We start from the raw sequence: 22,596 nt of genomic DNA, 5'->3' as shown, positions 1-22,596 counted from the left end.
TGGCTCAGCCATCCTTTTTTTCATGGCGGCAGGCGCTTTGGTTCCAGTCGCTCAAACCATGACTGACTGCTTTTCCGTCATGGCCTGGGCGCAGGCGGCGGCACTGGCCCAGGCCCACTGGAAGTTGTAGCCGCCCAGCCAGCCGGTGATGTCCACCACCTCGCCGATAAAGTACAGGCCCGGCCGGGTCTTGCATTCCATGGTTTGCTGGGACAGCACCTTGGTGTCCACGCCGCCCAGCGTGACCTCGGCTTTTTTATAGCCCTCGGTGCCCGTGGGAGTGATCTCCCAGCGCGACAGCTGCTCGGCCAGTCTGGCCAGGGCCTTGTCACCGGCCTCGTTGATGGGGCGCTGCAACTCGGGCATGCGGCCGACCCAGGCATCGGCCAGGCGCGCGGGCAGATGGGCGGCCAGTTCGTTGGCCACCAGCTTGCGCGAGTGGAGCTTGGCCTGGGCCAGCACCTCGGCCAGATCCACACCAGGCAGCAGATTGATCTGCAGCGGGGTGCCGGGCTTCCAGTAGCTGGAGATCTGCAACACGGCGGGACCCGAGAGGCCGCGGTGGGTGAACAGCAAATCCTCGTGGAAGCTCATGCGCTCCTTTTTGCTGCCGGTGCTGATTTCCACGGGCAGGGCCAGACCGGCCAGGCCCGCGTAGGGTTGCCAGCCTTCGCCGTCGAAGGTCATGGGCACCAGGCCGGGCGTGCGCTCGATCAGCGGCAGATCGAACTGCTGGGCCAGACGGTAGCCGAAGTCGGTGGCGCCTATCTTGGGAATGCTCAGGCCGCCGGTGGCAATGACCAGATTGGCGGCCTGTACCAGGCCACGATCGGTTTCAATCTGATAGCTGAAATCGCTTTCTGTGTCTTGGTTTGACGGCGAAAGCACTACTTTCTTGACCTGGCAAGGCTGCCAGCGCTGCACGCCGCCCGCGCTGCACTCGGCCAGCAGCATGGCGATGATGTCCTCGGCCGAATGGTCGGCAAACAACTGGCCCTTGTGCTTTTCGTGGTGGGCAATGCCGTGTCTGTCCATCAACGTGATGAAGTCGGCGGGTGTGAAGCGCGAGAGGGCCGAGCGGCAAAACTGAGGGTTCTGCCCCACAAAATGCTTGTGCGGCGCACGCACGTCCAGATCGCGGTTGGTGAAGTTGCAGCGCCCGCCGCCCGAGATGCGGATCTTCTCGGCCACCTTGGGCGCATGATCGATCAGCAGCACTTTCAGGCCCTGCTGGCCGGCCTGGGCCGCGCAGAACAGGCCGGCGGCACCGGCGCCGATGATGATGGCGTCAAAAATCTGGAAGGGGACCTGTGAAGAGGAGGACACGGCGGGCAGGGCGATGGAGCACGAACAAGGCCGCGATTGTCCCAGATGCCTCAGATTTTGGGATCGTCCACCACAAAGCCCCAGAAATCGTCGTCGCAGTGAATGCAGCGGACCGTAAAGTGATTCAGGTCACGGGCGTGAAGCCAGATCAGGCCCAGCTTGGAGTCGCACAGTGCGTCGGCCTGATCGGCGAGGCTGAGTGTCGCAATATGATCCAGCTCCATATTGCCGAAGAACTCCTGCAGATCGCTGGCTCCCAGAAAAAGGTCGTGGTCCAGACTGCCGATCTTTCCTTTGTGCCGACCATGCAGAACTTCCACAAATGGGTTGCCACCCTGGTCGTGGCCAATGACTACGAACCAGCGGGCCAGCAGAAATTCGGACTGCACGGTTTTCAGGTCTTCCTGATGCTGTTGCGCGCCAAAGCTGAAGAGGCCGGCAAAGTTGGCGTGGCTTTCGCTGGCAATCTCGGTGCTGTCATGAAGATAGCTGGCGTGGTCTGACGCTTGCTCCAGCGCATACATGGAAAAGCCGTTCTGCGTGATCAGAAACTGCGCATAAGCATCTGAGAAGCCAATGCGCGCCTGCAGCGCTGCAACTTCCTGTGCGCTGGCTGCGGGCTGGCCGAAGGGGTTGGGAAACAGAACTTGCAAGGCGCACTCCTGAAACTGGCATCATGGTGCAAGTGGATACTTGTTTATACCTGCAGCCCGTTGTCCCATTGGGGTATGCGCAAGGGCTCAGCGTGCGTCCTGGATCACTTCTAGAATCGCGCCCCATGAATACACCATCCCACCAGCTGAGCATGACCGTGCTCATGTCGCCTGACATGGCCAACTTCTCCGGCAATGTGCACGGGGGCGCCATCTTGAAATTGCTGGACCAGGTTGCCTATGCCTGCGCCAGCCGCTATGCGGGCCGCTATGTCGTTACGCTGAGCGTGGATCAGGTGATGTTTCTGCAGCCTATCCACGTAGGTGAGCTGGTGACTTTTCTGGCCAGCGTGAACCACACCGGCAAGTCCTCCATGGAAATCGGCATCAAGGTGATTGCCGAGGAGATTCGCAGCCAGGTGGTGCGCCACGTGAACAGCTGCTTCTTCACCATGGTGGCCGTGGACGATGACAAAAAGCCTGCCCCCGTGCCCCCGCTGCAGCTCGAAACCGACGAGGAAAAGCGCCGCTGGGACGCCGCCATCATCCGCAAGGAACTGCGCAAGGAGCTGGCCGAGCGCTTTGCCGAGACTCGTACTCCCTGAGTCGCATCGCCGCTTCTGCGTGGACGTAGTCTCGCAGCGAGGCGGCGCTTGCCGCTCGCCCGGCTTGCAGGACAGCCCGGGGATGGTCCTGGATCAGGCTGCCGCTGATTGCGGCAAGGCTTGGGACTGGTTCTGCCAGGCGGCAATGCCCTGGACCACATCGCCGACGACGATGATGCTGGGGCTGCCCAGCTGGTGGTCGGCAATGCTTTGCGGCAAATCCTTGAGAAAGGTCAGTGCATGGCGCTGCTGCGGCAGGCTGGCATGCTGGATCACGGCCACGGGCGTGCTGCCGGGCAGGCCGCTGAGCAGCTCGCTGCTGATGCGCTCGACGCTGCTCACTCCCATATAGATCACCAGCGTCAGCTTGGCCGCATGGGCCGTGGCGGCGATCTGGCGCCAGTCGGGGCCGCTGTCGCCGGGCTTGGCATGGCCGGTCATGAAAAGCACGCCGTGCGCGCGGTCGCGGTGGGTCAGCGGGGCGCCCAGGTTGGTCAGGCCCGCGAGACCGGAGGTGATGCCGTTGATGACATCCACCTCGATACCGGCCTGACGCAGATGTTCGACCTCTTCGCCGCCACGGCCAAAGATGAAGGGGTCCCCGCCCTTGAGGCGCACCACGCGTTCGCCGTCCTGCACGGCGGCAATCATGAGCTTTTCGATAAAGGCCTGGGGGGTGCTCTTGCAGCCGCCGCGCTTGCCCACATAGACCACGCGGGCACTGGGCGAGGCGTGGCTCATCACATCATCGCTGACCAGATCGTCGACAAACAGCACGCTGGCTGCGGCAATGGCCTTGGCGGCCTTGATGGTCAGCAGCTCGGGATCGCCGGGGCCGGCACCCACCAGGGTGCACGAGCCGCGCTGATTGGGGTTGTGGGAAATGGCAGTCATTGTGGGGTCTCAGTCGGGGCTGCGGCAGTCGGGGCTGCGGTTATAGGCTTGCAGTGCGGCGCGGCTGGCGGCAGCGTCGGCATCGGTGACCTGCATGGCCTGGTGCAGGGCTTGTATCTGTTCCAATTGTTGCGCGATCGGCGCCGGCACAGGCAACTGGCCGTTCAGAATGTCCAGCGTCAGCCGGGCTGTCTGCTCGGCATTCAGATCTTGTTCCGGGGCACTGCTCTCGGTGCCGGATGCGAGCTGGCTGCTGTGCAGGGAAGAGCGCTCAAAGCAGATTTCTCCGGCAATCACACCCGTGCTCACGGGTTCGCGGTGAGGGGCGGCCACGGCCTCGCCTTCCGTGCCGCGCACCAGCAGCGCACTGGTCGCACGCAGGGCCAGGGTCTGGAGCATGGGCTGGGCATAGGCCGGGTGGGTATAGCTGGCCAGCACCAGCCCGGACTGCGCGGTGCTGCTGCCATGGATAGGGTCCAGCAGTTTGACGATGCTGTGCGAGGGGTTGCGCAGGCCCATCTGGCGGCGAATCTGCAGCAGCCGATCCAGCGGCGCCAGCAGGTGACGGGTCTGCATCCAGACCTTGTCACCAGGCTCCAGAGCGATGGGACGCTCTATGACCGTCCAGCCCAGTTGCCGCCATACCTCGGCCGTGCCCAGGCGCTTGTCCTCGGTATGGCTGCCGTGTACCAGCACCGGCAGTCCTTTCTGCGCCAGCAGACCTGCCAGCAGCGGCGTGAGATTGGCCAGCTTGCGCGAGCCGTTGTAGCTGGGGATGACGACCACGGGCAGGGCTTTGTGAGCCTGCGGCCACACGGGCAGACGTTGCTGGGTGGCGTCGAGAAAGCCTGCCAGCTCTTCAGCGCTTTCGCCCTTGAAGCGCATGGCAATGCAAAAGCCGCCCAGCTCCAGGTCGCTGACCTTGCCATCCAGCACCTGCCCCATCAGATCGCAGGCCTGGGCCCGCGAAAGAGAGCGCGCGCCCTTGGTGCCGCGACCGATTTCCTTGATGTAGTGGCTGATGCTCATGATTAACGCAATTGTCGCTATAAAAACCATGAGTTGTCAGACGATTTGGTTATATAAATCAAACCGGCTGTGCTCGAGACTCCGTCGCTCCCTGTTGCGCCAGCTGTGCAGCCAGGGCCTGCAGCTGCGATTGCGCGAGCTGGGCGACAAGGTCCAGCATGGGGTTGCTCTTGAGCGCATCGGCAGACGCCAGGACGGCGAGCCGGCTGACCTGGCGCGAAGCCCGAAGCGGCCTGAACACGATCTGCTCGCGGTGAAACATCGCGAAGGATGCCGGCACGATGGCCACGCCGAGACCGCAGGCCACGAGCGCCAGCACATTCACCAGCTGACCGGCTTCGTGGCGTATCAGCGGAGTGAAGCCGGCCTCGGCGCACAGCGCGACCGTGCGGTCGAAGTAGTCGGTGTCCTGATAGCGGGTGAAGCCCACAAAGGGCTGATGCACGGCAGCTTGAAGATCCAGCATTCCACTGCCTCCGGCCAGAGGGTGGGAGGACGGAACAGCCAGGCAATAGGGGTCGTCAATGCTGGCCAGCTCAAGCTCGTCGGCCTCCCTGTGCCCGGGGCGGGCAAAGCCGAGTTCCAGCTCGCCCTGGCGCAAGGCCCGCTGTTGCTGAGAGGAAATCATTTCACGGGCTTCGATCTGCACCTCCCAGCCGCCCTGTGCCAAAGCCTGCAGCAGGCCGGGCAGCAGGGACTGCATGGCCGAGGGCACCAGCCCCAGACGCAGCACGGTCTGGCTGCTGCGCTCGCGTTCACGCGCGCGCAAGGGGGCTTGCTCGGCACGCGCCAATATGACGCGCGCATCTTCCAGCAGTGACTCGCCCGCAGCGGTGAGCTGCATGCCGCGCGGCAGGCGGGTGAAGAGCTGCGTGCCGACCTCATCCTCGAGTTGCTTGAGTTGCTGTGACAGCGGCGGCTGGGCGATGAATAGCTTGCGGGCGGCCCTGCTGACGTTGCCCTGCTCGGCAACCGCCACGAAATAGCGCAGATGTCTCAGTTCCATGCCTGAATGAATCCATATTTCAAAAGTATGAGTTTCATATTAAATCAGTGTTGGACATATGAATGAAGGGCGGCAACACTGCCGATCCTGTTCGTTCTGAGATGCATGTCCACGCATGCATTGCCTCTCTCATGCAAGCCTTGCAAAAAACCGAGTCCGCCAAGGGACTGAAGCTCAACGAGGTCGACATGCCGTCGCCTGCCGCAGGTGAAGTGCTGCTGCGGGTTCATTCCACCGGTGTCTGTGGCACGGATCTGCATATCGATGCCTGGACGGCGAGCTATCACTTTTTGCAGGCCGCGCTGCCGGTGACCGTGGGTCACGAGTTCAGCGGCGAGATCGTGGCCAGAGGCGAGGGGGCCGAGCATCTGCCCCTGGGCCAGTTGGTGGCCGTGCGGCCTTCGGTCACCTGCGGCAGATGCCCCAGTTGCAGTGCCGGCGACTTCGATGCCTGCTCCACGCGTCGCGGCATCGGTGTCATGCGCCATGGCGGCTTTGCCGAGTATGTGGCCGTGCCCCTGCGCAATTGCGTGCCGATTCCACACGGCGTGGACCCCGAGGTTGCTGCATTGGCCGAGCCGCTGTCGGTGAGCTTCGAAGCCGTGCGCACGGGCAATGTCCAGCCCGGCGATCGCGTACTGATCCTGGGGCCCGGCAATATCGGCCAGGGCATTGCGCTGTTTGCGCGTGCCGCAGGGGCGGCCCAGGTGGTGGTTGCCGGCCATGGTGATGCCGCGCGGCTGGAGGTCCTGCGCTCCATGGGGTTCGAGGATTTGCTGGACTTCGAGGGGCAGGACATCGACGAGGCCCTTGCCGCGTATACGCAGCAAGCTCTCTTTGACGTGGTGATCGAAGCCACCGGGGCGGCGGCAGTGCTGGCGCCGGCCCTGCGTGCACTCAAGACCCATGGCGTGCTGGTGATTGCCGGCATTCATTCCGCTCCCGTGCCGCTGGATCTGACGGCCTTGGTGCGACGTCATCAGCAGCTGCGCGGCTCCTATCGCACGCCGGAGCGCTGCTGGCTGGAGGTCGTTGAATTCATGCAGACCCATCAGGATCAGCTGCGCCTCATGATCACCCACCGCGTGCCGCTTGCACAGGCCGGGCAGGGTTTTGACCTGGCGCGTGCGCGGCTGGCGAGCAAGGTACTGATTCAACCCGGCGCGGGTTCTGCATCATGAGCAGCGCCTTCCTGGCCTTGTGGAACGACATCGACCGGCCCGAGGCTCGCGCAGAATACGAGGCTTGGCATGCCCTCGAGCATGTTCCCGAACGCGTGGGCTTGCCAGGCTTTGTCTACGGCCATCGCTATGTCGGCGCCTGTGGATACTTCACGCTCTACGGTCTGGAGTCTCTGGCGGCCCTGGATTCAGCCGAGTATGCGGATGTGATCGCCAATCCCACGCCCTGGTCGGCACGCATGAGGCCGCGCCTGAGTGCTTTCATGCGCAGGCCCTGCCTATTGCAGGTCCAGGCTGGAGCATCCAGCGGTGCGGCGCTGACGACGCTCAAGGCCGTCACCACCGATGCGCAGGCCTGGGCCGCGCAGGCAGCCCGCTGGGCCGAGCAGGCGGTGCAGCAAGGGCGTCTGCTGCGGGTCATGGCGGGTGTGGTGCCTGTGGAGCGTTCCTTGCACTACCCCGTTGGCGGGGAACGCATTGCCGAGCAGGTCCAGGGGGAAGTCACGGTGGTCATGCTGGCCGAGCATCTCGACGGACCAGCATGCACCCAAGGCGCCCAATGGTGGGCCGACCAAATGCAGGCACATCACCTCGAAACGCCTGCACAGCAGGCTTTTGGCCTGCAAACCCGGGTGTACCGTTCGCAGCTGGCCCTGCCCGCCAGCGGACGCCTGCCGCCCTTGATGGAACTGATGGCTGGATACGCCGATTGTTGATCCGAGACTGAGTCCGAGATTCTGGAGACATAAAGATGACAAGAAAATCGATGCCCGTGCGCAGGGCTGCCCTGCTGCTGTGCGCCGCTGCCTGCCTGCCCTTGGTGGCTCAGGCCCAGGGCAAGGCTGGCTGGCCCACCCGGCCCATACGTCTGATCGTCGGCTATGCCAGCGGCTCTTCGCCCGATGTGCAGGCCCGATTGCTGGCCGAGCCTCTGACCAAGGCCCTGGGGCAGCCTGTGGTGGTGGAGAACAAGGGTGGGGCTAGCGGCAATATCGGTGCTGATGCCGTGGCCAAAGCCAGCGACGGCTACACCATAGGCGTGATCGGCAACGGCCCGCTGACCAGCTCCAAGTTTCTCTACAGCAAGCTGCCCTACGATCCGATCAAGGATCTCGCACCGCTGGCCATGATCGGATCGGCGCCTCTGGTGCTGGTGGCTCCCAAGTCCATGGCAGCGAATGCAGGGGCTTATTTCAAGGCGCTCAAGACCGGGACCCAGGGCAACTACGGCTCGGTGGGCACGGGGTCCGGCGGCCACCTGGGCGTGGAGCTGATCAAGGAAGCCATGGGCCTGAATCTGCAGCATGTGCCCTATAACGGCGGTCCGGCCGTGGTCAACGCCTTGATGGGCGATCAGGTGCAGATGGCCTTGCTGCCGGCCTCCACCGTCATGCCGCTGGTCCAGTCCGGCAAGCTGGCCGCCCTGGCCGTGAGTTCCAGCAAGCGCAGCCCACTGGCACCTGGTGTCTCCGCCATGCCCGAGATCGGTGCCGGCAATGTGGACATCGAAGTCTGGAATGCGGTCATGGCGCCGTCCTCCATGCCCGCCGAGCATCGTGCCAAGCTGGCTGCGGCCCTGGAAAAGATTCTTCATGCTCCCGAGATCCGCAGCAAGCTGCTGGCTCAGGGCTGGCGGATCGACGATACCAGCGCCACCTCGCTGGCCAGGCGCATCGAAAACGATGCACGCATCTACGGCAGCCTGATCACGCAAAAGAACATCCGCCTCGAATGAGTGCGGCCGGCGCCATCTGAGGCGCCGGACTCCCACACGGCATCCACGCAACTGCGGCGGATGCTGCTGTCAGCGGCTCGACAGCGGCAGGACTCTGCTGCGAGCCCCATCCATTATTAAAAAGAGAGACTTCATGACATCCTTGCAATCGGGAGGCTTGGCCGTGGCCGCTGCCTTCATCTCCACATGTTCGCTGGCTCAGGCTCAGACCGCTGGGCCTGCCACATCCCAGCTCACGCTGTACGGCGTAGTGGACATGGCCGCCGAGTCGGTGTCCACCGGCGCGGGTCGCACCCTGCGTGCGGAAAGCGGTGTTCTGGCGGGCTCGCGCTGGGGCGTTCGCGGAACCGAGGATCTGGGCGGCGGCCTGCGTGCGCTGTACGTGATGGAAGCCGGGCTGAATGCCGATACCGGCGAGCGCGCTCAGGGCGGACTCGCCTTTGGTCGGCAGATCTTTGTCGGCATGGGCGGCGACTGGGGTCAGCTGACGCTGGGCCGCCACTACACCACATTTCATACCTCGCTGGCTTCCTATGCCCTGACGGGCCTGATCTGGGGCAATGCTGCCAACTATTTCCGTGACGGCACGGTGCTGCGCGCCGACAACTCGCTGCGCTTTCAGTCGGCTTCCATGGCGGGACTGGTGATGCGGGGCATGTACTCGTTCGGGGAGAACGCCGGCACCAATGTGGGGCGCCAGTTCGGCGGCTCGCTGGACTACACGCGCGGTCCCTGGAGCCTGGGTGCCTCGCTGTGGGAGCGTCGCACCACGGCCCAGAACACCGACCGCTATCGCTTGCTGGGCGGCTCCTATGACTTCAAGCTGGCCCGGGCTGCCTTGCTGCTGTCCACCCGGGAGGATGATTTGCCGGATGCCGCCAGCAAACGCGGACGCTTCTTTGAAGCCAGCATGACCATACCGGTCAGCACGGCAGGGCAGTTGCTGCTGTCCTATGGACAGTTCCAGGGACGTGCGCGCGCGAACAGCGATGCGCGAGCCCTGAGCGTGCGCTATGACCATGCGCTGTCCAAGCGCACCAAGCTGTATGCGGGTGTCTCCGCAATCCGCAACGAGGCCGACGCAGCGTTCACCATCAACAGCGCCAGCAATGCCGGGCCTTCGGTTCCCAAGGGCAGCAAGCCGCGCTCGCTGCTGGTGGGCATCTCGCACTCCTTCTGAGCCAAGCCGTCACAGGACGCAGCGGCCTGCAGGAGGCCCTGTCCAGGGCGCAGGCCGCCTCAATGGTCTATAGCCCGGGAGGGGCTTGCGTAGTGAATGAACATTGATCACATTTCGGGACACAGGGCGCGCGTAATATGTGCGCTGTTTTTGAGGAGTGTTGAAATGACCGCTAACGCATCTTTGACCGACGAACTCATGGGCCAGTTGCAGGGCGCTCCCATGCAGGGTCTGGCTCAGCAACTGGGCATCGACTCCGTGCAGGCCGAGCAGGCCGTGGGCGTGGCGCTGCCCATGCTGTTTGGTGCGCTGGGCCAGAACACGGCCCAGCCTCAGGGAGCTGCCGATCTGTTCGGTGCGCTGCAGCGCGATCACAGCAGTGCCAATGGCGCGATGGATATGGGCGGTCTGCTGGGCGGGCTCGGTGGCCTGCTCGGCGGTGGCGCCGGTGCGGCTGGCGGCCTGGGTGGGCTGGGCAGCATTCTGGGCTCGGTGCTGGGAGGCGGCTCCGGTGCCGGAAGCTCGCAGCTGGATGCAGGCGCCATCCTGGGCAATATCTTTGGCGGTCAGCAGCAGCAGGCCGAGTCCCGGCTGGGTCAGGCCACGGGCCTGGGTGGCAATGCAGGTCAGTTGCTTGCCCTGCTGGCTCCGCTGGTGATGTCTTTTCTGGCCAATCGAGTCCAGTCGCAGGGCATGGGGGCCGGCGACCTGGGCAATGCCCTGGATCAGGAGCGCGGCCAGATCCAGTCGCAAGGCGGTGCGGCAGGAGGCATCCTCGGCAGCCTGCTCGATCAGAATGGCGACGGCAAGCTTGATGCCGGAGATCTGTTCAAGCTGGGCGCGGGACTGCTGGGCGGTCGGCGCTGAGCCCGGATTGAGTGACAGTATCAAGGCAGCTTTGGCTGCCTTTTTTGTTTTTGTATACGGGCATAGCCTGATTGCCGCAATGCAGCAGGATTCTCACACTGGTCATGTCGTCATGCGTTTTGCATGACCGGCCGATCCAGAAAGGAGAACCAGATGACGACCGTCGCCGAAATTCTGCGCGCCAAGGGCAACAGCACTATCTACAGCGTTTCTCCCTCCGACACCATGCTGGCTGCGCTGCAGCTCATGGCGGAAAAAAGCATTGGCGCGCTGCTGGTGCTGGAAGGTGGCGATATCGCGGGTATCGTGACCGAGCGCGACTACGCGCGCAAGATCGCGCTGCAGGGCCGAAGCTCGGCCAGCACCCGCGTGGACGAGGTCATGACGCGCAAGGTGCATTGCGTGCTGCCGCGCCAGACCAGCGAGGAGTGCATGTCGCTGATGACCAGCAATCGCATGCGCCATCTGCCCGTGATCAGCGAGACCCGCGAGCTGCAGGGGCTGATTTCGATTGGCGACATCGTCAAGGAAATCATCTCGGCCCAGCAGTTCACGATTCATCAGCTGGAACACTATATTTCCGGGACACCCAATGTGAATCAACCGTAGGTTGCTATTAATTGAATAGCGAAGGCGGGCAGGGCTAATGTCCGCCTTTTCTGCATCTGGAGGGCGCAAGTCCTACACTTGCGGCCATGAGTTTGCTGATCCTGGGAATCGAATCCTCTTGTGATGAAACCGGTGTGGCCCTGGTGCGCATGCCGGACGGCCAAGGTGTGCCCACCTTGCTGAGTCATGCGCTGCACAGCCAGATTGAAATGCACCGCGCTTATGGCGGCGTGGTGCCCGAGCTGGCCAGCCGTGACCATATTCGCCGTGTGCTGCCGCTGACCGAGAAGGTGCTGGCCGAATCCGGGGTGCAACTCGACAATGTCGATGTGATTGCCTTTACGCGCGGCCCAGGCCTTGCCGGTGCTTTGCTGGTCGGCTCCGGTGCGGCCTGCGCCATGGCAGCCGCGCTGGACAAGCCTGTGCTGGGCGTGCACCACCTCGAAGGTCATTTGCTCTCGCCTTTCCTGAGTGCCGACCCGCCTGAGTTCCCGTTCATTGCCTTGCTGGTCTCGGGTGGCCACACCCAGCTCATGCGTGTGGACGGTGTGGGCGAATACGAAATCCTCGGTGAAACCATCGACGATGCGGCAGGCGAGGCTTTCGACAAATCGGCCAAGCTCATGGGCTTGCCCTATCCGGGCGGTCCCGTGCTCTCGAAGCTGGCGGAGGGCGGCGATCCTCTGGCCTTCAAGCTGCCTCGCCCCCTGCTGCATTCGGGTGACCTGGACTTCTCGTTTGCCGGCCTCAAGACGGCTGTGCTGACCCAGGCCAAGAAGCTGGGTGACGAGCTGGAAGCGCGCAAGGCCGATCTGGCCGCCAGCACCCAGGCCGCGATTGTGGACGTGCTGGTCAAGAAAACCATGACCGCACTCAAGCAGACCGGCATGAAGCGCGTGGTGGTGGCGGGAGGTGTGGGGGCCAACAAGCAGCTGCGCGAGCAGCTCAATGAAGCCTGCGCCAAGCACAAGATTCGCGTGCATTACCCCGAGCTGCATCTGTGCACCGACAACGGCGCCATGATTGCCATGGCTGCTGCCATGCGGATACAGGCGGGACGCGAGCAGGCCCTGCATGAATACGCGTTTGATGTGAAGCCGCGCTGGCCGCTGGATTCGCTCAGGTGAGTTTGTGCAGCAAAAAAGCAGCCCAGGTGGCTGCTTTTTTCATGGCTGCCTGCGCTTATCGGGCAAGCTTTACGGCCAGTTTCGCTACGTTCTGGCCCTGGTAGCGGGCAATGCTCAGCTCGTCGGGATGAGGCTGGCGCGAACCGTCGGCGCCCGCAATCGTCGAGGCCCCATAGGGCGAATTGCCGCCCTTGACCGCGCTCAGATTGGTCTGTTCGGGCAACGGATAGCCCAGCGGCACGATGATCATGCCGTGATGGGCCAGCGTCGCCCAGGTGGTAGTGGCCGTCATTTCCTGGCCGCCGCCGGTGCCGGTCGAGGTGAAGACACTGCCGATCTTGTTGATCAAGGCCCCTTTGACCCAGAGACCGCCGGTCTGGTCGAGAAAGCTGCGCATCTGGCCCGGCATATTGCCAAAGCGCGTGGGCACGCCAAACAGGATGGCATCGTAGCCGGCCAGTTCGGCTGGGCTGGCGACCTCTGCGCTCTGATTGGCCTTGCCGCCTGCGTTCTTGAAGACATCCTCGGGCATGGTTTCGGGCACGCGCTTGACGGTGACCTCGGCACCGCTGACGCTGCGGGCGCCTTCGGCCACGGCCTGCGCCATGGTTTCGATATGACCGTACATGGAGTAGTAGAGAACCAGCACTTTCGCCATGGGTGAATTCCTCAAACGGGGTTGGAAAGCGGTGCAGCAATGGTGCACCCGACTGAACTCACAGTGTAGGAATTCAAGATGGCAGCGCGACACGCATCGGCAGTCTGCGCCTGTAGGCCAAGGCGCCGAATCAGCTCAACTCCCGGAATCGGCCATGGCATTGGCATGAAAAAAGCCCGCAACGCCAAGGCATTGCGGGCTTTGTGCTTTCCGGCCGACCTCTTGCTAAGAGGAGATGGAAGAAAGGATGAGGCTGGCCGGTCGGCGTAAACAGCGCTTATTCGATGCTCAGCGTCACGGCTTTGCTCTGGGGCTCGAGCTTGGCCAGGCTCAGCGTGAGCACTCCATGCTCGAGTTTGGCCTTGCTGTTGGCAGCATCGATTTCATGACCCAGATCCCAGGTGTATCTGACTTGGCGGGCTGCGCCTTCCACGCTTTCGAGCTTGGCGACAGAGCCTTCCAGCGAGAGTTTGAGCTGCTCGCGTGCCAGGCCTGGCACATCCAGGGTCAGGGTCGTGAATTGGTCATCGCGGCTGACTTGAACCTGGCGTTGTACGGGGCTTGCAGCGCCCAGGGTTTCCTGCAGAAAGCGTTGCAGGGCCAAGTCGGCGGCGCGAGGGGATACAAAGGTATTACGGCTCATCACAGGGGCGAAGAACATGGTGTTTAACTCCTTTAAACTGCGCGGCTTGCGTTGTTGCCGCTTGATTCATAGGTAGGTGGTGGCAGGCGCATTTCAAGAGGTTTTTTTGATGAATAAATTGCGCCGTGATGTCTTGAAATACCTGCAGTTGCCACTACTGTGCGCGCCGTTCGGCATTGCTGGCGCTGCTGTGGCTGCAGCCAATGCCAAGCTTGCGCAACCCATCAAGCTGGCACTGGTGGAGAGTCTTTCGGGCCCGTTTGCAAACACGGGCGAGGCCGTGTTCCGCAATCTGCTGTGGGCGACCGAGCGGGTGAACGCGCGCGGCGGCGTGCGCCTGGCCGACGGTCCGCATGAGCTGGTGATAGAGCGCTATGACAGCAAGGGCCAGAACGAAGAGGCACTGTCGGCGCTGCGCGCGGCCATAGACAGCGGTGCACGCATCATCATGCAGGGCAACTCGTCGGCCACAGCGGCGGCGCTTCTCGACGCCATCGACAAGCACAACAGCCGGGACCCTTCGCGCCGCGTGCTGTATCTGAACTATTCGGCCGTGGACCCGGCGCTGACCAACGAGCGCTGCAGCTTCTGGCATTTCCGCTTCGATGCCCATGCCGATATGCGCATGGCTGCGCTGATGGAGGTCATCAAGGAAGACCGGGCTGTGCATAGCGCTTATCTGATCGGGCAGGACTACAGCTTTGGCCAGGCCGTGCTGCGCGAAGCAAGGCGCCAGCTTGGCGTGCAACGGCCCGATGTGCGCATCGTGGGCGACGAGTTGCACCCCGTGGGCCGCGTCAAGGACTTTGCGCCCTATGCGGTCAAGATCAAGCAAAGCGGTGCCCAGGCCGTGATCACCGGCAACTGGGGCAATGATCTGATGCTGCTCGTCAAGGCTGCGCGCGAGGCAGGCTATGAAGGGCGTTTCTACACCTTCTACGGCAATGCACTGGGCGCGCCGGCGGCCTTGGGCGATGCAGGCGTGGGCAAGGTGCTGGCAGTGGCCGACTGGCTGCCCAATGTGTCAACGGCCGAGAGCCGCGCCTTCTACCAGTCCTTCCGTCAGCGCTATCCCAGGCCGCAGGACGACTATGTGCATATGCGCATGCAGCTCATGATCGAGGCTCTTGCGCAGAGCCTCGAAAAAGCCGGCAGCACGGACACCGTCGCCGTGGCCCACGCCATGGAGCATGCCAGGGTCCAGATGGCGGGCCGCTCGGGCAGCATGCGGGCGGCAGACCACCAGTTTCAGCAATCGCTGGTGGTCGGCATGATGGAAAAAAGAGGCAGCGCAGGCGTGGACTTCGATGTGGAAGGCTCGGGCTACGGCTTCAAGGTAGTGCGCGAGATTGCTGCGGCCAGGGCAGAGATGCCTGGTCAGTGCCAGATGAAGCGCTTTTGAGTGGCTGGAGAACTATCAAATCAATAGCTGCCAGCGCTTGTTGGAAATGCGCTGCAGCTCGAATGAATCTAGTTGCGTGTGGCAGAGACGGTCTGGCTGGCCAGATAGGCTTCATGTACCTCGCGCCCCAGCTCGATCACCGACAGCGCATAGAACGCTGACCAGTTGTAGCGTGTGATGGCGTAGAAGTTCTCGGTACCCGCGATGTACTCCGTGGGGCCGGAGCTGCCGTTTTTCAGCTCGATCAGTGCCAGCGGACGCTCATAGCTGTCGGCGCCCAGCACCTGTACTTCGCGTTCTGCCATCTGCGCGGCAGTGAATGTGGGGTTGATATCGGGTGCGAGCAGGGTTGCCAGATTCTCACCCTGGGCGCGCATGTCCACGGCAAAGGCCGTGGGCAGGCCCGGCTTCCAGCCATGGCCGACGAAGTAGTTGGCGACCGAGCCGATGGCGTCGGTAGCGCTGTTGAACAGGTCTATGCGACCGTCGCCGTCAAAGTCGACAGCGTACTTGTCCCAGCTGGTGGGCATGAACTGACCAAGGCCCATGGCGCCGGCATAGCTGCCGCGTAGCGCAAACGGGTCGCTGCCCGTGCGGCTGGCCGTGACCAGCACCTGCTCGAGCTCGCCACGGAAGTAGTCGGTGCGGGCCTGGGCGCGGGGGTGGGATTGCGGAAAGTCCAGTGCCAGCGTGGCCAGAGCATCCATCACGCGAAAGTTGCCCATGTTGCGGCCGTAAATGGTTTCCACGCCGATGATGCCGACGATGATCTCTGCGGGCACGCCGAACTGCTGCTCGGCACGCGCGAGCGCCTGGTGGTTGACCTGCCAGAACTTCACGCCGGCGCGTATGCGCACGGGGTCGATAAAGCGGCTGCGGTATACCGTCCAGTTCTTCACAAAGGTCTTGCCGGCCGGCGTCATCAGGCGTGTGACCACAGGCAGGTTGCGCGCTTCGCTCAACTGCGTACGCACCCAGTCGACAGGCAGGTCGCGGCGGACTGCGATTTCTTCGGCCAGTTGCATGGCGTCGCCCCGACCGGCATAGGCCACGGCCGTGGCGGCTGCAGCCGTGGCTACGGCAGCCGGTGCTGCCTTGCGGACGGCTTTTTTGGCCGGTGCGGCGATGACGCTCGCAGTCAGCAGGCACAGGGCCAGAGTACTCAGTGTTTTAGCTTTGAGGTGCTTGCTGTTATTGAGGGTGATGCTCATGTTTTATTTCTTGAGGGATAGGGCCAGCGTTGCTTCCGGATGGACAGCCAGCGTCGGCGCAAGGACTTCAATTCGGTGGCTTCGGTATTGGAGGATGGCGCATAGCGTAGCCTTTCCATGTCCAGCAGCCAGTCGGATAAGGCCGCAGCCAGGGGCGCGGATGCAGACTCCTTGGCCCAGCTCTCCTGCACGAGGCGCGACAGGCTGCGCGTGGAGTCGCTGGCACCGCTCGCTATGCCTGCGCGCTGCAGCCGCAGTCTGGCAGCGTGCATGAGCTGGCTCCAGCCGTCGCGCTGCGGACGTGTGGCGCGGGCCCAGATCAGCCACAGCAGCGCCAGAGCGCTCAAGCTGCACGCCAGCAGGCGCAGCAGATCCGTCCAGCTTGGCGATTCGAAGCCCAGGCTCTGCAGCAGATTGAGCTGACGGCTTTGCGTGTAGTTGATCACCCACTGGTTCCAGCGGTTGTTGACGGCCTCCCAGACAGCGCGCAGCTTCTCCAGAGTGCCGGTATCGACGAAGTTGCCAACGGCGCTGGCAAAGGCACCGGGGGGCGCACTCAGGCGCTGGAACTGGCCGACCCGGCTGGGTGCGACAGCGCCCGTGGGGTCCACACGAACCCAGCCCCGGCCGGCAATCCAGACCTCGGTCCAGGCATAGGCATCGCTGTTGCGCACGGTCCAGTAGTTGTCCACGCTGTTGCGGTCGCCGCCCTGGTAGCCGGTCACGATGCGCGCGGGCACTCCCATGCTGCGCATGAGCACGGCAAAGGCGGAGGCGATGTGCTCGCAAAAGCCTTCCTTGCTGTCAAACCAGAAGTCATCGGCGGTATGGTCGCTGTCGACTACGCCGGGCTCCAGTGTGTAGGTGTAGCCGCCGGTTTTCAGGTGCTGCAGGGCGGAGGCGATCAGCCTGTCCGTATCCGCGCCGGCGCCCGGCTGGGCGCGCAATTCGGCCTGCAAATGTTCGCCCAAAGCCCGTGTGCGCGGGTTGCTGCCGGCCGGCAGCTGCAGATAGCGCTTGAGCTCTGGAGTGAGCTGCAGCGGTCCATGACTGAAGTCGAGATGGCTTTGGGCATCGACACGCAGCACATCGGTAATCGGGCGCCAGCTCAGCCACTGGAGGCTGGAGCTCATGCGCAGCCTGCCTACCGAGGCGCCCGGCGGAATCTGCGGTTCGGTCTTGGCGGCATCCAGCAGGGTCAGCCAGCGGCGCTTGCTGGGTTCGATCAGCATCTGGTAGCGAATGGGTTCACCGCTCACGCGCAGCTGAGGCACGGCCATAGCGTCAAGCACAGGGTCGGCTTGCCAGTTGCGGCCATCGAACTGGCTGAGCACGGGGCCGCGAAAGTACAGGGTGTTGGCGGGTGGCTCCTGGCCCCCGGGAGTATCGAAGCGGATCCGCAGGGCCACGCTATCGTCGAGTGCCAGTGCGGCGACTTCGCCCACGCGCATGTTCTCGGACAGGCCCGAGCGGCCGGCCATATCGTCGGATGGCACTCCCCACAGCGGTGCCATGCGCGGAAAGAACAGAAACAGCGACACCATCACGGGCGCGCCCCAGAGCGCGAGCCAGCCCGCAGTGCGCAGAGCCTGTGTCAATGGAGGCTTGCCGGCCGTCATATGGGCGTTGACCAGGGCTGTGAGCAGGCCCATCAGCCCGAGCACCATGGCCATGGCTGTGGGCAGGGACTGCGAATAGAAAAAGTTGCTGAGCAGTACAAAAAATCCCAGAAAGAACACCACCATGGCATCGCGCCGCGCGCGCAACTCCAGTGTCTTGAGCGCCAGCAGCATGACGACCAGGGTCACGCCGGCATCGCGGCCCACAATCGTTTTGTGCGTGGCCCAGGTAGCTCCAATGGCGATGGCTAGTGCGCCCGCCAGCACCCAGCGGTTGGGCAGGGGGGCGCTGGTCAGTGCCAGGCGTGCGCGCCACAGCAACAGGGCTGCGGCAAAGGCGCTGGTCCACCAAGGTGTGTGCTGAATCTGAGGCAGCATGATCCAGGCGATGACGGCGAGCAGAAACAGCGTGTCCCGTGCATCGCGCGGCAGGGCAGTCAGGCGCTGCAGCCAGTTGCCGCCGGGGGAAGAGGCGGTTGCTTTCATGGACAGGCGGCCAATGCTTCGAGGCAGCGCGCGGTGTGCTGTACACCGCTGGCCGGTGCGATTTCCTGGCCTCCGGGCAGGCGCAGGCCCCAGGTACGGCCTTGCTGCTGAGCCATCAGCACCCAGGCGGCAAGGCGCGACAACCGCGCCTCATGGTCGGCCAGGCCGGTATGGCGCGCATCGAGCCAGAGACGGTGATGGTGGGCCATGGGCCGGTCGCGGCTGACCAGTTGGTGGCTGCCTGCGGCAAAGGACTGAGCCGCTTTCTTCCACACCACCAGCTTGAGCGGGTCGCCAGTCTGATAGCTGCGCACGCCATCGAATTCTTCACCGCTGCGTACTTGGGCGCTGCTGCGGCCGCCGGCTTCGGGGCTGGCGGCTGGCAGCGGCGGGGCATGGATTTCAGGTGCGGGATAGACCCAGACCAGGGTTTGGGGCCGCCACAGAGCCCAGACGCGAAATGCGCCCAGCGGGTAGCGCGTGAGTATGGAGATGGCGGGCAGCTCCTGCCGGCCGCGGCGCGTGGGCATGAAGCTCAGCTGCACGGAGGTGCTGCCCTGCTCGGGGATATCGACCCAGGTCCAGGCATCAGAGTGATCGGTGTTGTGCCGGGTCTTGTGGAATGCGAGGCCTATGCCCCAGCGGCGCGAGCGGCGGGCATTGTGCAGGCTGATATGCATGGGGCAGGGCGCATGGGCAAAGCAGCCGCCCGATGTGCTGCCTTGCGTACCTGCGCCACCGAGACTCAGCTGCAGACCGCGCAGATTGCCATGGCCTACAACCATGCTGGCGGCCGCGCTGCCTGCCAGCAGGAACGTGAGCAGGTAGCCCAGGTTGAGCTGGTAGTTGATGGCAGCAATCAACAGCACGATCAGCGTGGCCAGCATGGCCCAGCCCGCGCGCGAGGGCAGGATGTAGACATTGCCCTGGGTCAGCGTGAGCTGGTCGCTGCGCGGCAGACGTGCAAACATCCACTCGCGCACCCTGGCGCGGGGTGAGAGCCGCTGGAAGATATTGGAAGTCTCTGGCTGCTCGCCCTTTGATGCCGAGCGCTTCATGCTATGAAATTCATGACGAAATACATCGGCAGCATCAAGATAGCGGTACGGCTTGCATCATGGCGCGCACCTGCTCCACGGCACCACGGCCTGCATGGCCCACGGGAATCAGACGGTGGGCAATCACCTGGGGAAGTATGGCCTGCACATCGTCGGGTGCCACATAGTCGCGGCCTTCCATCAGCGCGATGGTCTTGGCCGCACGCAGCAGCGCGATGCCTGCACGTGGCGACAGGCCCTGAGCAAACCACTGGCCGTTGCGTGTGGCGGCAATCAGGTCCTGCACATAGTCGAGCAGGGCGTCGCTGGCATGCACGGCCAGGGCAGCGGCCTGCAGTTGCTGCAGCTGCTGCTGGGAGATGACGGGCAGCAGTGCATCGGCAGCGGCGCGGCGGCCGTTGCCCGCGAGCAGCTTGCGCTCGGCATCGCGCGAGGGATAGCCCAGGCTGATGCGCATGAGAAAACGGTCCAGCTGGCTTTCGGGCAACGGGAAGGTGCCCAGCTGCTCCAGAGGGTTCTGGGTGGCAATCACAAAGAAGGGGGTGGGCAGGCTGTGGGTCTTGCCTTCGGTCGTGACCTGGCGCTCCTCCATGGCTTCGAGCAGCGCACTCTGGGTCTTGGGGCTGGCACGGTTGATTTCGTCGGCCAGCAATACCTGGGCAAACACCGGCCCGGGGTGGAACACAAAAGCCTCTTGGCCGCGATCGTAGATGGAGACCCCCGTGAGGTCGCTGGGCATGAGATCGGCGGTGAACTGCACACGTGAGAACTGCAGGCCGAAACTGCGTGCCAGCGCATGGGCCAGGGTGGTCTTGCCTACACCAGGAACGTCTTCGATCAGCAGGTGACCGCCTGCCAGCAAACAGGCGACACCGTCTCTGACCTGATCCGGCTTGCCCTCCATCACCGTGTTAAGCTGACTCAAAAGCGCATTAATTGTGTTCTGTGCATGCATGGCAGAAACATATCCTAAATAAGCGATAGCGGAGACATGACTGTGGGCAAGACAGGTTATTTCACCCACCGGGATTGCTGGTTGCATGAGATGGGCCCGGGCCACCCTGAATGCCCGGCGCGGCTGGACGCGATAGAAGACAGGCTGCTGGTCAGCGGCGTGGGCGATGCGCTGGAGCGCTGCAATGTGCCGCTGGCATCATTGGCCGAGATCGAGCTGGCGCATGACCCCATGCATATTGCCGCCCTGCAGGGCCTGACCGACCGGCTGGAGCAGGAGCTGGCAGCTGGCGGGCCCGAGTACAAGCAGCTCGACACCGATACCTCCATCAACCGTCACACCTTCAAGGCCGCACTGCGTGCTGCAGGGGCCACACTGGCTGCTACCGATGCCGTGCTGGCCGGAGAACTGGAAAATGCCTTTTGCAGCGTGCGCCCGCCTGGTCACCATGCCACGCGCAACCAGGCCATGGGTTTTTGCTTTTTCAACAATGTGGCCGTGGGCGTCAAGTATGCGCTGGAGCGCCACCATCTCAAGCGCGTGGCCGTGATCGACTTTGATGTACATCACGGCAACGGCACGGAAGACATCCTGGCCGGTGATCCGCGCGTGCTGATGTGCGGCATCTTTCAGCATCCCTTCTACCCGTTCAGCGGCGACAAGGACCCGGCCTCCAATATGCTCAACGTGCCCGTGGCTGCTTATACAAAAGGCATGGACATTCGAGAGATCATCGAGATGATGTGGATTCCGCGCCTCGAAGCATTCAAGCCCGAGATGATCTTCATCAGCGCCGGCTTTGATGCGCATCGCGAAGACGATATGGGCCAGCTCGGCATGACGGAAAACGACTTTGCCTGGATCACCACTCGCATCAAGGACATCGCACGGCGTTTTTCCAAGAGCCGCATTGTTTCCTGTCTCGAAGGCGGTTACGTAATGGACCCGCTGGCGCGCAGCGTGGAAGCACATCTGCGCGTATTGGCCGATATCTAGTCCGAAAGCAGGGTGACAGCAATGAGCGATTCCTTGGTGCAACTGAGTCAGGACGAGCGCGGCGTGGCACGCATCACGTTGAGCGACGCGCAGCGTTTCAACGCCTTGAGCAGTGAAATGCTCATGGCCCTGCAGTCGGCGCTGGATGCCGTGGCCAAAAGCGAGCAGGCGCGTGTAGTGGTGCTTGCCGCCCAGGGCAAGGCCTTTTGCGCCGGACATAACCTCAAGGACATGGCAGCCCATACGGAGCTGGCTTACTACCAGCAGCTGTTTGCCCAGTGCAGCCGCATGATGCTCTCGATTCAGAAGCTGCCCGTTCCGGTCATTGCAAGAGTACAGGGCATTGCAACGGCTGCAGGTTGCCAACTGGTGGCGCAGTGTGATCTGGCCGTGGCCAGCAGCGAGGCTCGCTTTGCCACCAGCGGCATTCAATACGGCTTGTTCTGCTCCACGCCCAGCGTGCCCCTGGTGCGCAACATGCCGATCAAACAGTCCATGGAAATGCTGCTGACGGGGGAGTTCATCGATGCGCAGACGGCTCTGCACTACGGTCTGCTCAATCGCGTGGTCGAGCCGGAGCGACTCGATGCTGCCGTGGAAGAGCTGGTGTCTGCCATCGTGAGCAAGCCCCGGGTAGCCATCAGAATGGGCAAGGAGCTGGTCTATCGCCAGCGTGAAATGGGCCTGGAGTCGGCTTATCAGCTGGCGGGTCAGACCATGGCCACCAATATGCTGGATGCCGACGCGCAGGAAGGCGCTCAGGCTTTTGCGCAAAAGCGCAGGCCTCGCTGGCGCTAAACCCTGGATTTGCGCTCCCCAGCCTTCGTTGTTGGGCAGGCAGAGCTGCGTGGATGGCGTCGTTCGCAGCGCGGAGTCTTGTGTTTTCGGCCCGTCCATTTGAACGACGAGGCGGCCTTCCGGCAGTGTTACCGTGAGGCCTATCTGGATGCAGGCATGGCACTGATGGACTCAATTCCTAGGTTTTACCCTGATTTGACCCATCTGAGACCCATGATTTCGCAAGGCTTGTGCATAAAATTGAACGGTCGTTCTTTTTTATGCCATTCCACCTGCGAAGGCTGCTGCACAGATCTCCGGGCAGATTGTCCGGAAAATTGTGCAGAGAGTGTTGCAGTGCCGCATAAAATGAATCCAGTTTACGTAAACGTCAATGCAGTAATCATTAAGGAGCCGCAGCAATGAAGGTATTGGTCCCTGTCAAGCGCGTGGTGGACTACAACGTCAAGGTCCGCGTGAAGTCGGACGGCACGGGTGTGGACATCGCCAACGTCAAGATGAGCATGAACCCCTTTGACGAAATCGCCGTCGAAGAAGCCGTGCGCCTGAAGGAAAAAG

At 63.1% G+C, this 22,596-nt stretch carries 22 protein-coding genes and 1 pseudogene; 12 read left to right on the top strand and 11 right to left on the bottom strand.

Annotated features, from left to right (window positions below; genetic code table 11):
- Positions 1–51: 51 nt before the first annotated feature.
- Positions 52–1,326: an NAD(P)/FAD-dependent oxidoreductase gene (locus tag EIC84_RS16090; protein ID WP_034363018.1), complete on the bottom strand. Its 1,275-nt coding sequence runs from the start codon at positions 1,324–1,326 to the stop codon at positions 52–54.
- A 50-nt stretch (positions 1,327–1,376) separates the two neighbouring features.
- Positions 1,377–1,979, bottom strand: coding sequence for an SMI1/KNR4 family protein (locus EIC84_RS16085; protein WP_003069409.1), 603 nt, complete (start codon positions 1,977–1,979; stop codon positions 1,377–1,379).
- Positions 1,980–2,104: 125 nt separating this feature from the next.
- On the opposite strand from EIC84_RS16085, the gene EIC84_RS16080 reads away from it, so the two are divergent.
- Entirely contained in the window at positions 2,105–2,584 is a 480-nt protein-coding gene (locus EIC84_RS16080) for an acyl-CoA thioesterase (RefSeq protein WP_003069412.1), read from the top strand.
- Positions 2,585–2,677: 93 nt separating this feature from the next.
- Here EIC84_RS16080 and cobA read toward each other — a convergent pair whose 3' ends face one another.
- The 3 genes from cobA to EIC84_RS16065 are packed head-to-tail and all read right to left on the bottom strand — an operon-like array spanning position 2,678 to position 5,513.
- Positions 2,678–3,478: a uroporphyrinogen-III C-methyltransferase gene (gene cobA, locus EIC84_RS16075; protein ID WP_003069414.1), complete on the bottom strand. Its 801-nt coding sequence runs from the start codon at positions 3,476–3,478 to the stop codon at positions 2,678–2,680.
- A gap of 9 nt (positions 3,479–3,487) precedes the next feature.
- Complete coding sequence (gene ybiB, locus EIC84_RS16070; protein ID WP_003069415.1) at positions 3,488–4,507, bottom strand: DNA-binding protein YbiB; 1,020 nt, start codon at positions 4,505–4,507, stop codon at positions 3,488–3,490.
- A 58-nt stretch (positions 4,508–4,565) separates the two neighbouring features.
- On the bottom strand, positions 4,566–5,513 hold the full coding sequence (locus tag EIC84_RS16065; protein WP_003069417.1) for a LysR substrate-binding domain-containing protein: 948 nt from the start codon (positions 5,511–5,513) through the stop codon (positions 4,566–4,568).
- A 131-nt stretch (positions 5,514–5,644) separates the two neighbouring features.
- On the opposite strand from EIC84_RS16065, the gene EIC84_RS16060 reads away from it, so the two are divergent.
- The 7 genes from EIC84_RS16060 (at position 5,645) to tsaD (ending at position 12,212) form a co-directional block, all read left to right on the top strand.
- Positions 5,645–6,694 carry a zinc-binding dehydrogenase gene (locus EIC84_RS16060; RefSeq protein ID WP_237704511.1) on the top strand — a complete coding sequence of 350 codons (1,050 nt, stop codon included), beginning with the start codon at positions 5,645–5,647 and terminating at the stop codon, positions 6,692–6,694.
- Complete coding sequence (locus tag EIC84_RS16055) at positions 6,691–7,410, top strand: hypothetical protein (RefSeq protein WP_003069421.1); 720 nt, start codon at positions 6,691–6,693, stop codon at positions 7,408–7,410. The genes EIC84_RS16060 and EIC84_RS16055 overlap by 4 nt, the downstream gene beginning before the upstream one ends.
- A gap of 50 nt (positions 7,411–7,460) precedes the next feature.
- A complete protein-coding gene (locus tag EIC84_RS16050; RefSeq protein ID WP_003069423.1) occupies positions 7,461–8,429 on the top strand; it encodes a tripartite tricarboxylate transporter substrate binding protein in 969 nt (322 codons plus the stop codon).
- A gap of 133 nt (positions 8,430–8,562) precedes the next feature.
- Positions 8,563–9,609 carry a porin gene (locus EIC84_RS16045; RefSeq protein WP_003069425.1) on the top strand — a complete coding sequence of 349 codons (1,047 nt, stop codon included), beginning with the start codon at positions 8,563–8,565 and terminating at the stop codon, positions 9,607–9,609.
- Between the two features lie 165 nt (positions 9,610–9,774).
- Positions 9,775–10,476 carry a DUF937 domain-containing protein gene (locus EIC84_RS16040; protein ID WP_003069427.1) on the top strand — a complete coding sequence of 234 codons (702 nt, stop codon included), beginning with the start codon at positions 9,775–9,777 and terminating at the stop codon, positions 10,474–10,476.
- Between the two features lie 153 nt (positions 10,477–10,629).
- Positions 10,630–11,085 carry a CBS domain-containing protein gene (locus tag EIC84_RS16035; RefSeq protein WP_003069429.1) on the top strand — a complete coding sequence of 152 codons (456 nt, stop codon included), beginning with the start codon at positions 10,630–10,632 and terminating at the stop codon, positions 11,083–11,085.
- 86 nt (positions 11,086–11,171) lie between these two features.
- On the top strand, positions 11,172–12,212 hold the full coding sequence (gene tsaD, locus EIC84_RS16030) for a tRNA (adenosine(37)-N6)-threonylcarbamoyltransferase complex transferase subunit TsaD (protein ID WP_003069432.1): 1,041 nt from the start codon (positions 11,172–11,174) through the stop codon (positions 12,210–12,212).
- Positions 12,213–12,267: 55 nt separating this feature from the next.
- Here tsaD and wrbA read toward each other — a convergent pair whose 3' ends face one another.
- Both wrbA and EIC84_RS16020 read right to left on the bottom strand, forming a co-directional pair.
- A complete protein-coding gene (gene wrbA / locus EIC84_RS16025; protein ID WP_003069434.1) occupies positions 12,268–12,870 on the bottom strand; it encodes an NAD(P)H:quinone oxidoreductase in 603 nt (200 codons plus the stop codon).
- A gap of 277 nt (positions 12,871–13,147) precedes the next feature.
- Positions 13,148–13,531: an Hsp20/alpha crystallin family protein gene (locus EIC84_RS16020; RefSeq protein WP_003069435.1), complete on the bottom strand. Its 384-nt coding sequence runs from the start codon at positions 13,529–13,531 to the stop codon at positions 13,148–13,150.
- A 91-nt stretch (positions 13,532–13,622) separates the two neighbouring features.
- Here EIC84_RS16020 and EIC84_RS16015 point away from each other — a divergent pair, with 91 nt between their 5' ends.
- The gene (locus EIC84_RS16015; protein ID WP_003069437.1) at positions 13,623–14,915 is read left to right on the top strand and encodes a branched-chain amino acid ABC transporter substrate-binding protein; all 1,293 of its coding nucleotides are present in this window, start codon (positions 13,623–13,625) and stop codon (positions 14,913–14,915) included.
- A 68-nt stretch (positions 14,916–14,983) separates the two neighbouring features.
- Here EIC84_RS16015 and mltB read toward each other — a convergent pair whose 3' ends face one another.
- From mltB to EIC84_RS15995, 4 genes are read right to left on the bottom strand one after another with little or no spacing between them, the layout of a single operon-like run.
- Positions 14,984–16,126: a lytic murein transglycosylase B gene (mltB, locus tag EIC84_RS16010; protein WP_003069440.1), complete on the bottom strand. Its 1,143-nt coding sequence runs from the start codon at positions 16,124–16,126 to the stop codon at positions 14,984–14,986.
- Positions 16,123–18,231 (bottom strand): DUF3488 and transglutaminase-like domain-containing protein, encoded by a 2,109-nt coding sequence (locus EIC84_RS16005; RefSeq protein WP_134737330.1) that lies wholly within the window; start codon positions 18,229–18,231, stop codon positions 16,123–16,125. The genes mltB and EIC84_RS16005 overlap by 4 nt, the downstream gene beginning before the upstream one ends.
- Positions 18,228–19,289, bottom strand: a complete 1,062-nt coding sequence (locus EIC84_RS16000) for a DUF58 domain-containing protein (RefSeq protein ID WP_003069442.1) — start codon at positions 19,287–19,289, stop codon at positions 18,228–18,230. The genes EIC84_RS16005 and EIC84_RS16000 overlap by 4 nt, the downstream gene beginning before the upstream one ends.
- A gap of 34 nt (positions 19,290–19,323) precedes the next feature.
- The gene (locus tag EIC84_RS15995) at positions 19,324–20,244 is read right to left on the bottom strand and encodes a MoxR family ATPase (RefSeq protein WP_034363025.1); all 921 of its coding nucleotides are present in this window, start codon (positions 20,242–20,244) and stop codon (positions 19,324–19,326) included.
- Positions 20,245–20,280: 36 nt separating this feature from the next.
- On the opposite strand from EIC84_RS15995, the gene EIC84_RS15990 reads away from it, so the two are divergent.
- The 3 genes and pseudogenes from EIC84_RS15990 to EIC84_RS15980 form a co-directional block, all read left to right on the top strand.
- The gene (locus EIC84_RS15990) at positions 20,281–21,240 is read left to right on the top strand and encodes a histone deacetylase family protein (RefSeq protein ID WP_034363027.1); all 960 of its coding nucleotides are present in this window, start codon (positions 20,281–20,283) and stop codon (positions 21,238–21,240) included.
- 21 nt (positions 21,241–21,261) lie between these two features.
- Complete coding sequence (locus tag EIC84_RS15985; RefSeq protein WP_003069448.1) at positions 21,262–22,038, top strand: enoyl-CoA hydratase; 777 nt, start codon at positions 21,262–21,264, stop codon at positions 22,036–22,038.
- A 401-nt stretch (positions 22,039–22,439) separates the two neighbouring features.
- Positions 22,440–22,596, top strand: a pseudogene (locus EIC84_RS15980) (electron transfer flavoprotein subunit beta/FixA family protein); the annotation flags it as partial.

The sequence above is a fragment of the Comamonas sp. A23 genome (assembly GCF_004522605.1).
GTDB lineage: Bacteria > Pseudomonadota > Gammaproteobacteria > Burkholderiales > Burkholderiaceae_C > Comamonas > Comamonas thiooxydans.
Note: the sequence above shows the minus strand (reverse complement) of the source record. Positions and strands in the feature narration are given on the sequence as shown.

Excerpts from the sequence above, each read along its gene's own strand:
- EIC84_RS15985 (WP_003069448.1), top strand. The coding sequence starts at position 21,262 with ATGAGCGATTCCTTGGTGCAACTGAGTCAGGACGAGCGCGGCGTGGCA.
- EIC84_RS16000 (WP_003069442.1), bottom strand. The coding sequence starts at position 19,289 with ATGAAGCGCTCGGCATCAAAGGGCGAGCAGCCAGAGACTTCCAATATC.
- EIC84_RS16055 (WP_003069421.1), top strand. The coding sequence starts at position 6,691 with ATGAGCAGCGCCTTCCTGGCCTTGTGGAACGACATCGACCGGCCCGAG.
- wrbA (WP_003069434.1), bottom strand. The coding sequence starts at position 12,870 with ATGGCGAAAGTGCTGGTTCTCTACTACTCCATGTACGGTCATATCGAA.
- EIC84_RS16080 (WP_003069412.1), top strand. The coding sequence starts at position 2,105 with ATGAATACACCATCCCACCAGCTGAGCATGACCGTGCTCATGTCGCCT.
- EIC84_RS15990 (WP_034363027.1), top strand. The coding sequence starts at position 20,281 with ATGACTGTGGGCAAGACAGGTTATTTCACCCACCGGGATTGCTGGTTG.
- mltB (WP_003069440.1), bottom strand. The coding sequence starts at position 16,126 with ATGAGCATCACCCTCAATAACAGCAAGCACCTCAAAGCTAAAACACTG.
- EIC84_RS16065 (WP_003069417.1), bottom strand. The coding sequence starts at position 5,513 with ATGGAACTGAGACATCTGCGCTATTTCGTGGCGGTTGCCGAGCAGGGC.
- EIC84_RS16020 (WP_003069435.1), bottom strand. The coding sequence starts at position 13,531 with ATGTTCTTCGCCCCTGTGATGAGCCGTAATACCTTTGTATCCCCTCGC.
- EIC84_RS16015 (WP_003069437.1), top strand. The coding sequence starts at position 13,623 with ATGAATAAATTGCGCCGTGATGTCTTGAAATACCTGCAGTTGCCACTA.
- EIC84_RS15995 (WP_034363025.1), bottom strand. The coding sequence starts at position 20,244 with ATGCATGCACAGAACACAATTAATGCGCTTTTGAGTCAGCTTAACACG.
- EIC84_RS16005 (WP_134737330.1), bottom strand. The coding sequence starts at position 18,231 with ATGAAAGCAACCGCCTCTTCCCCCGGCGGCAACTGGCTGCAGCGCCTG.
- cobA (WP_003069414.1), bottom strand. The coding sequence starts at position 3,478 with ATGACTGCCATTTCCCACAACCCCAATCAGCGCGGCTCGTGCACCCTG.
- ybiB (WP_003069415.1), bottom strand. The coding sequence starts at position 4,507 with ATGAGCATCAGCCACTACATCAAGGAAATCGGTCGCGGCACCAAGGGC.
- EIC84_RS16060 (WP_237704511.1), top strand. The coding sequence starts at position 5,645 with ATGCAAGCCTTGCAAAAAACCGAGTCCGCCAAGGGACTGAAGCTCAAC.
- EIC84_RS16040 (WP_003069427.1), top strand. The coding sequence starts at position 9,775 with ATGACCGCTAACGCATCTTTGACCGACGAACTCATGGGCCAGTTGCAG.
- EIC84_RS16035 (WP_003069429.1), top strand. The coding sequence starts at position 10,630 with ATGACGACCGTCGCCGAAATTCTGCGCGCCAAGGGCAACAGCACTATC.
- tsaD (WP_003069432.1), top strand. The coding sequence starts at position 11,172 with ATGAGTTTGCTGATCCTGGGAATCGAATCCTCTTGTGATGAAACCGGT.
- EIC84_RS16050 (WP_003069423.1), top strand. The coding sequence starts at position 7,461 with ATGCCCGTGCGCAGGGCTGCCCTGCTGCTGTGCGCCGCTGCCTGCCTG.
- EIC84_RS16045 (WP_003069425.1), top strand. The coding sequence starts at position 8,563 with ATGACATCCTTGCAATCGGGAGGCTTGGCCGTGGCCGCTGCCTTCATC.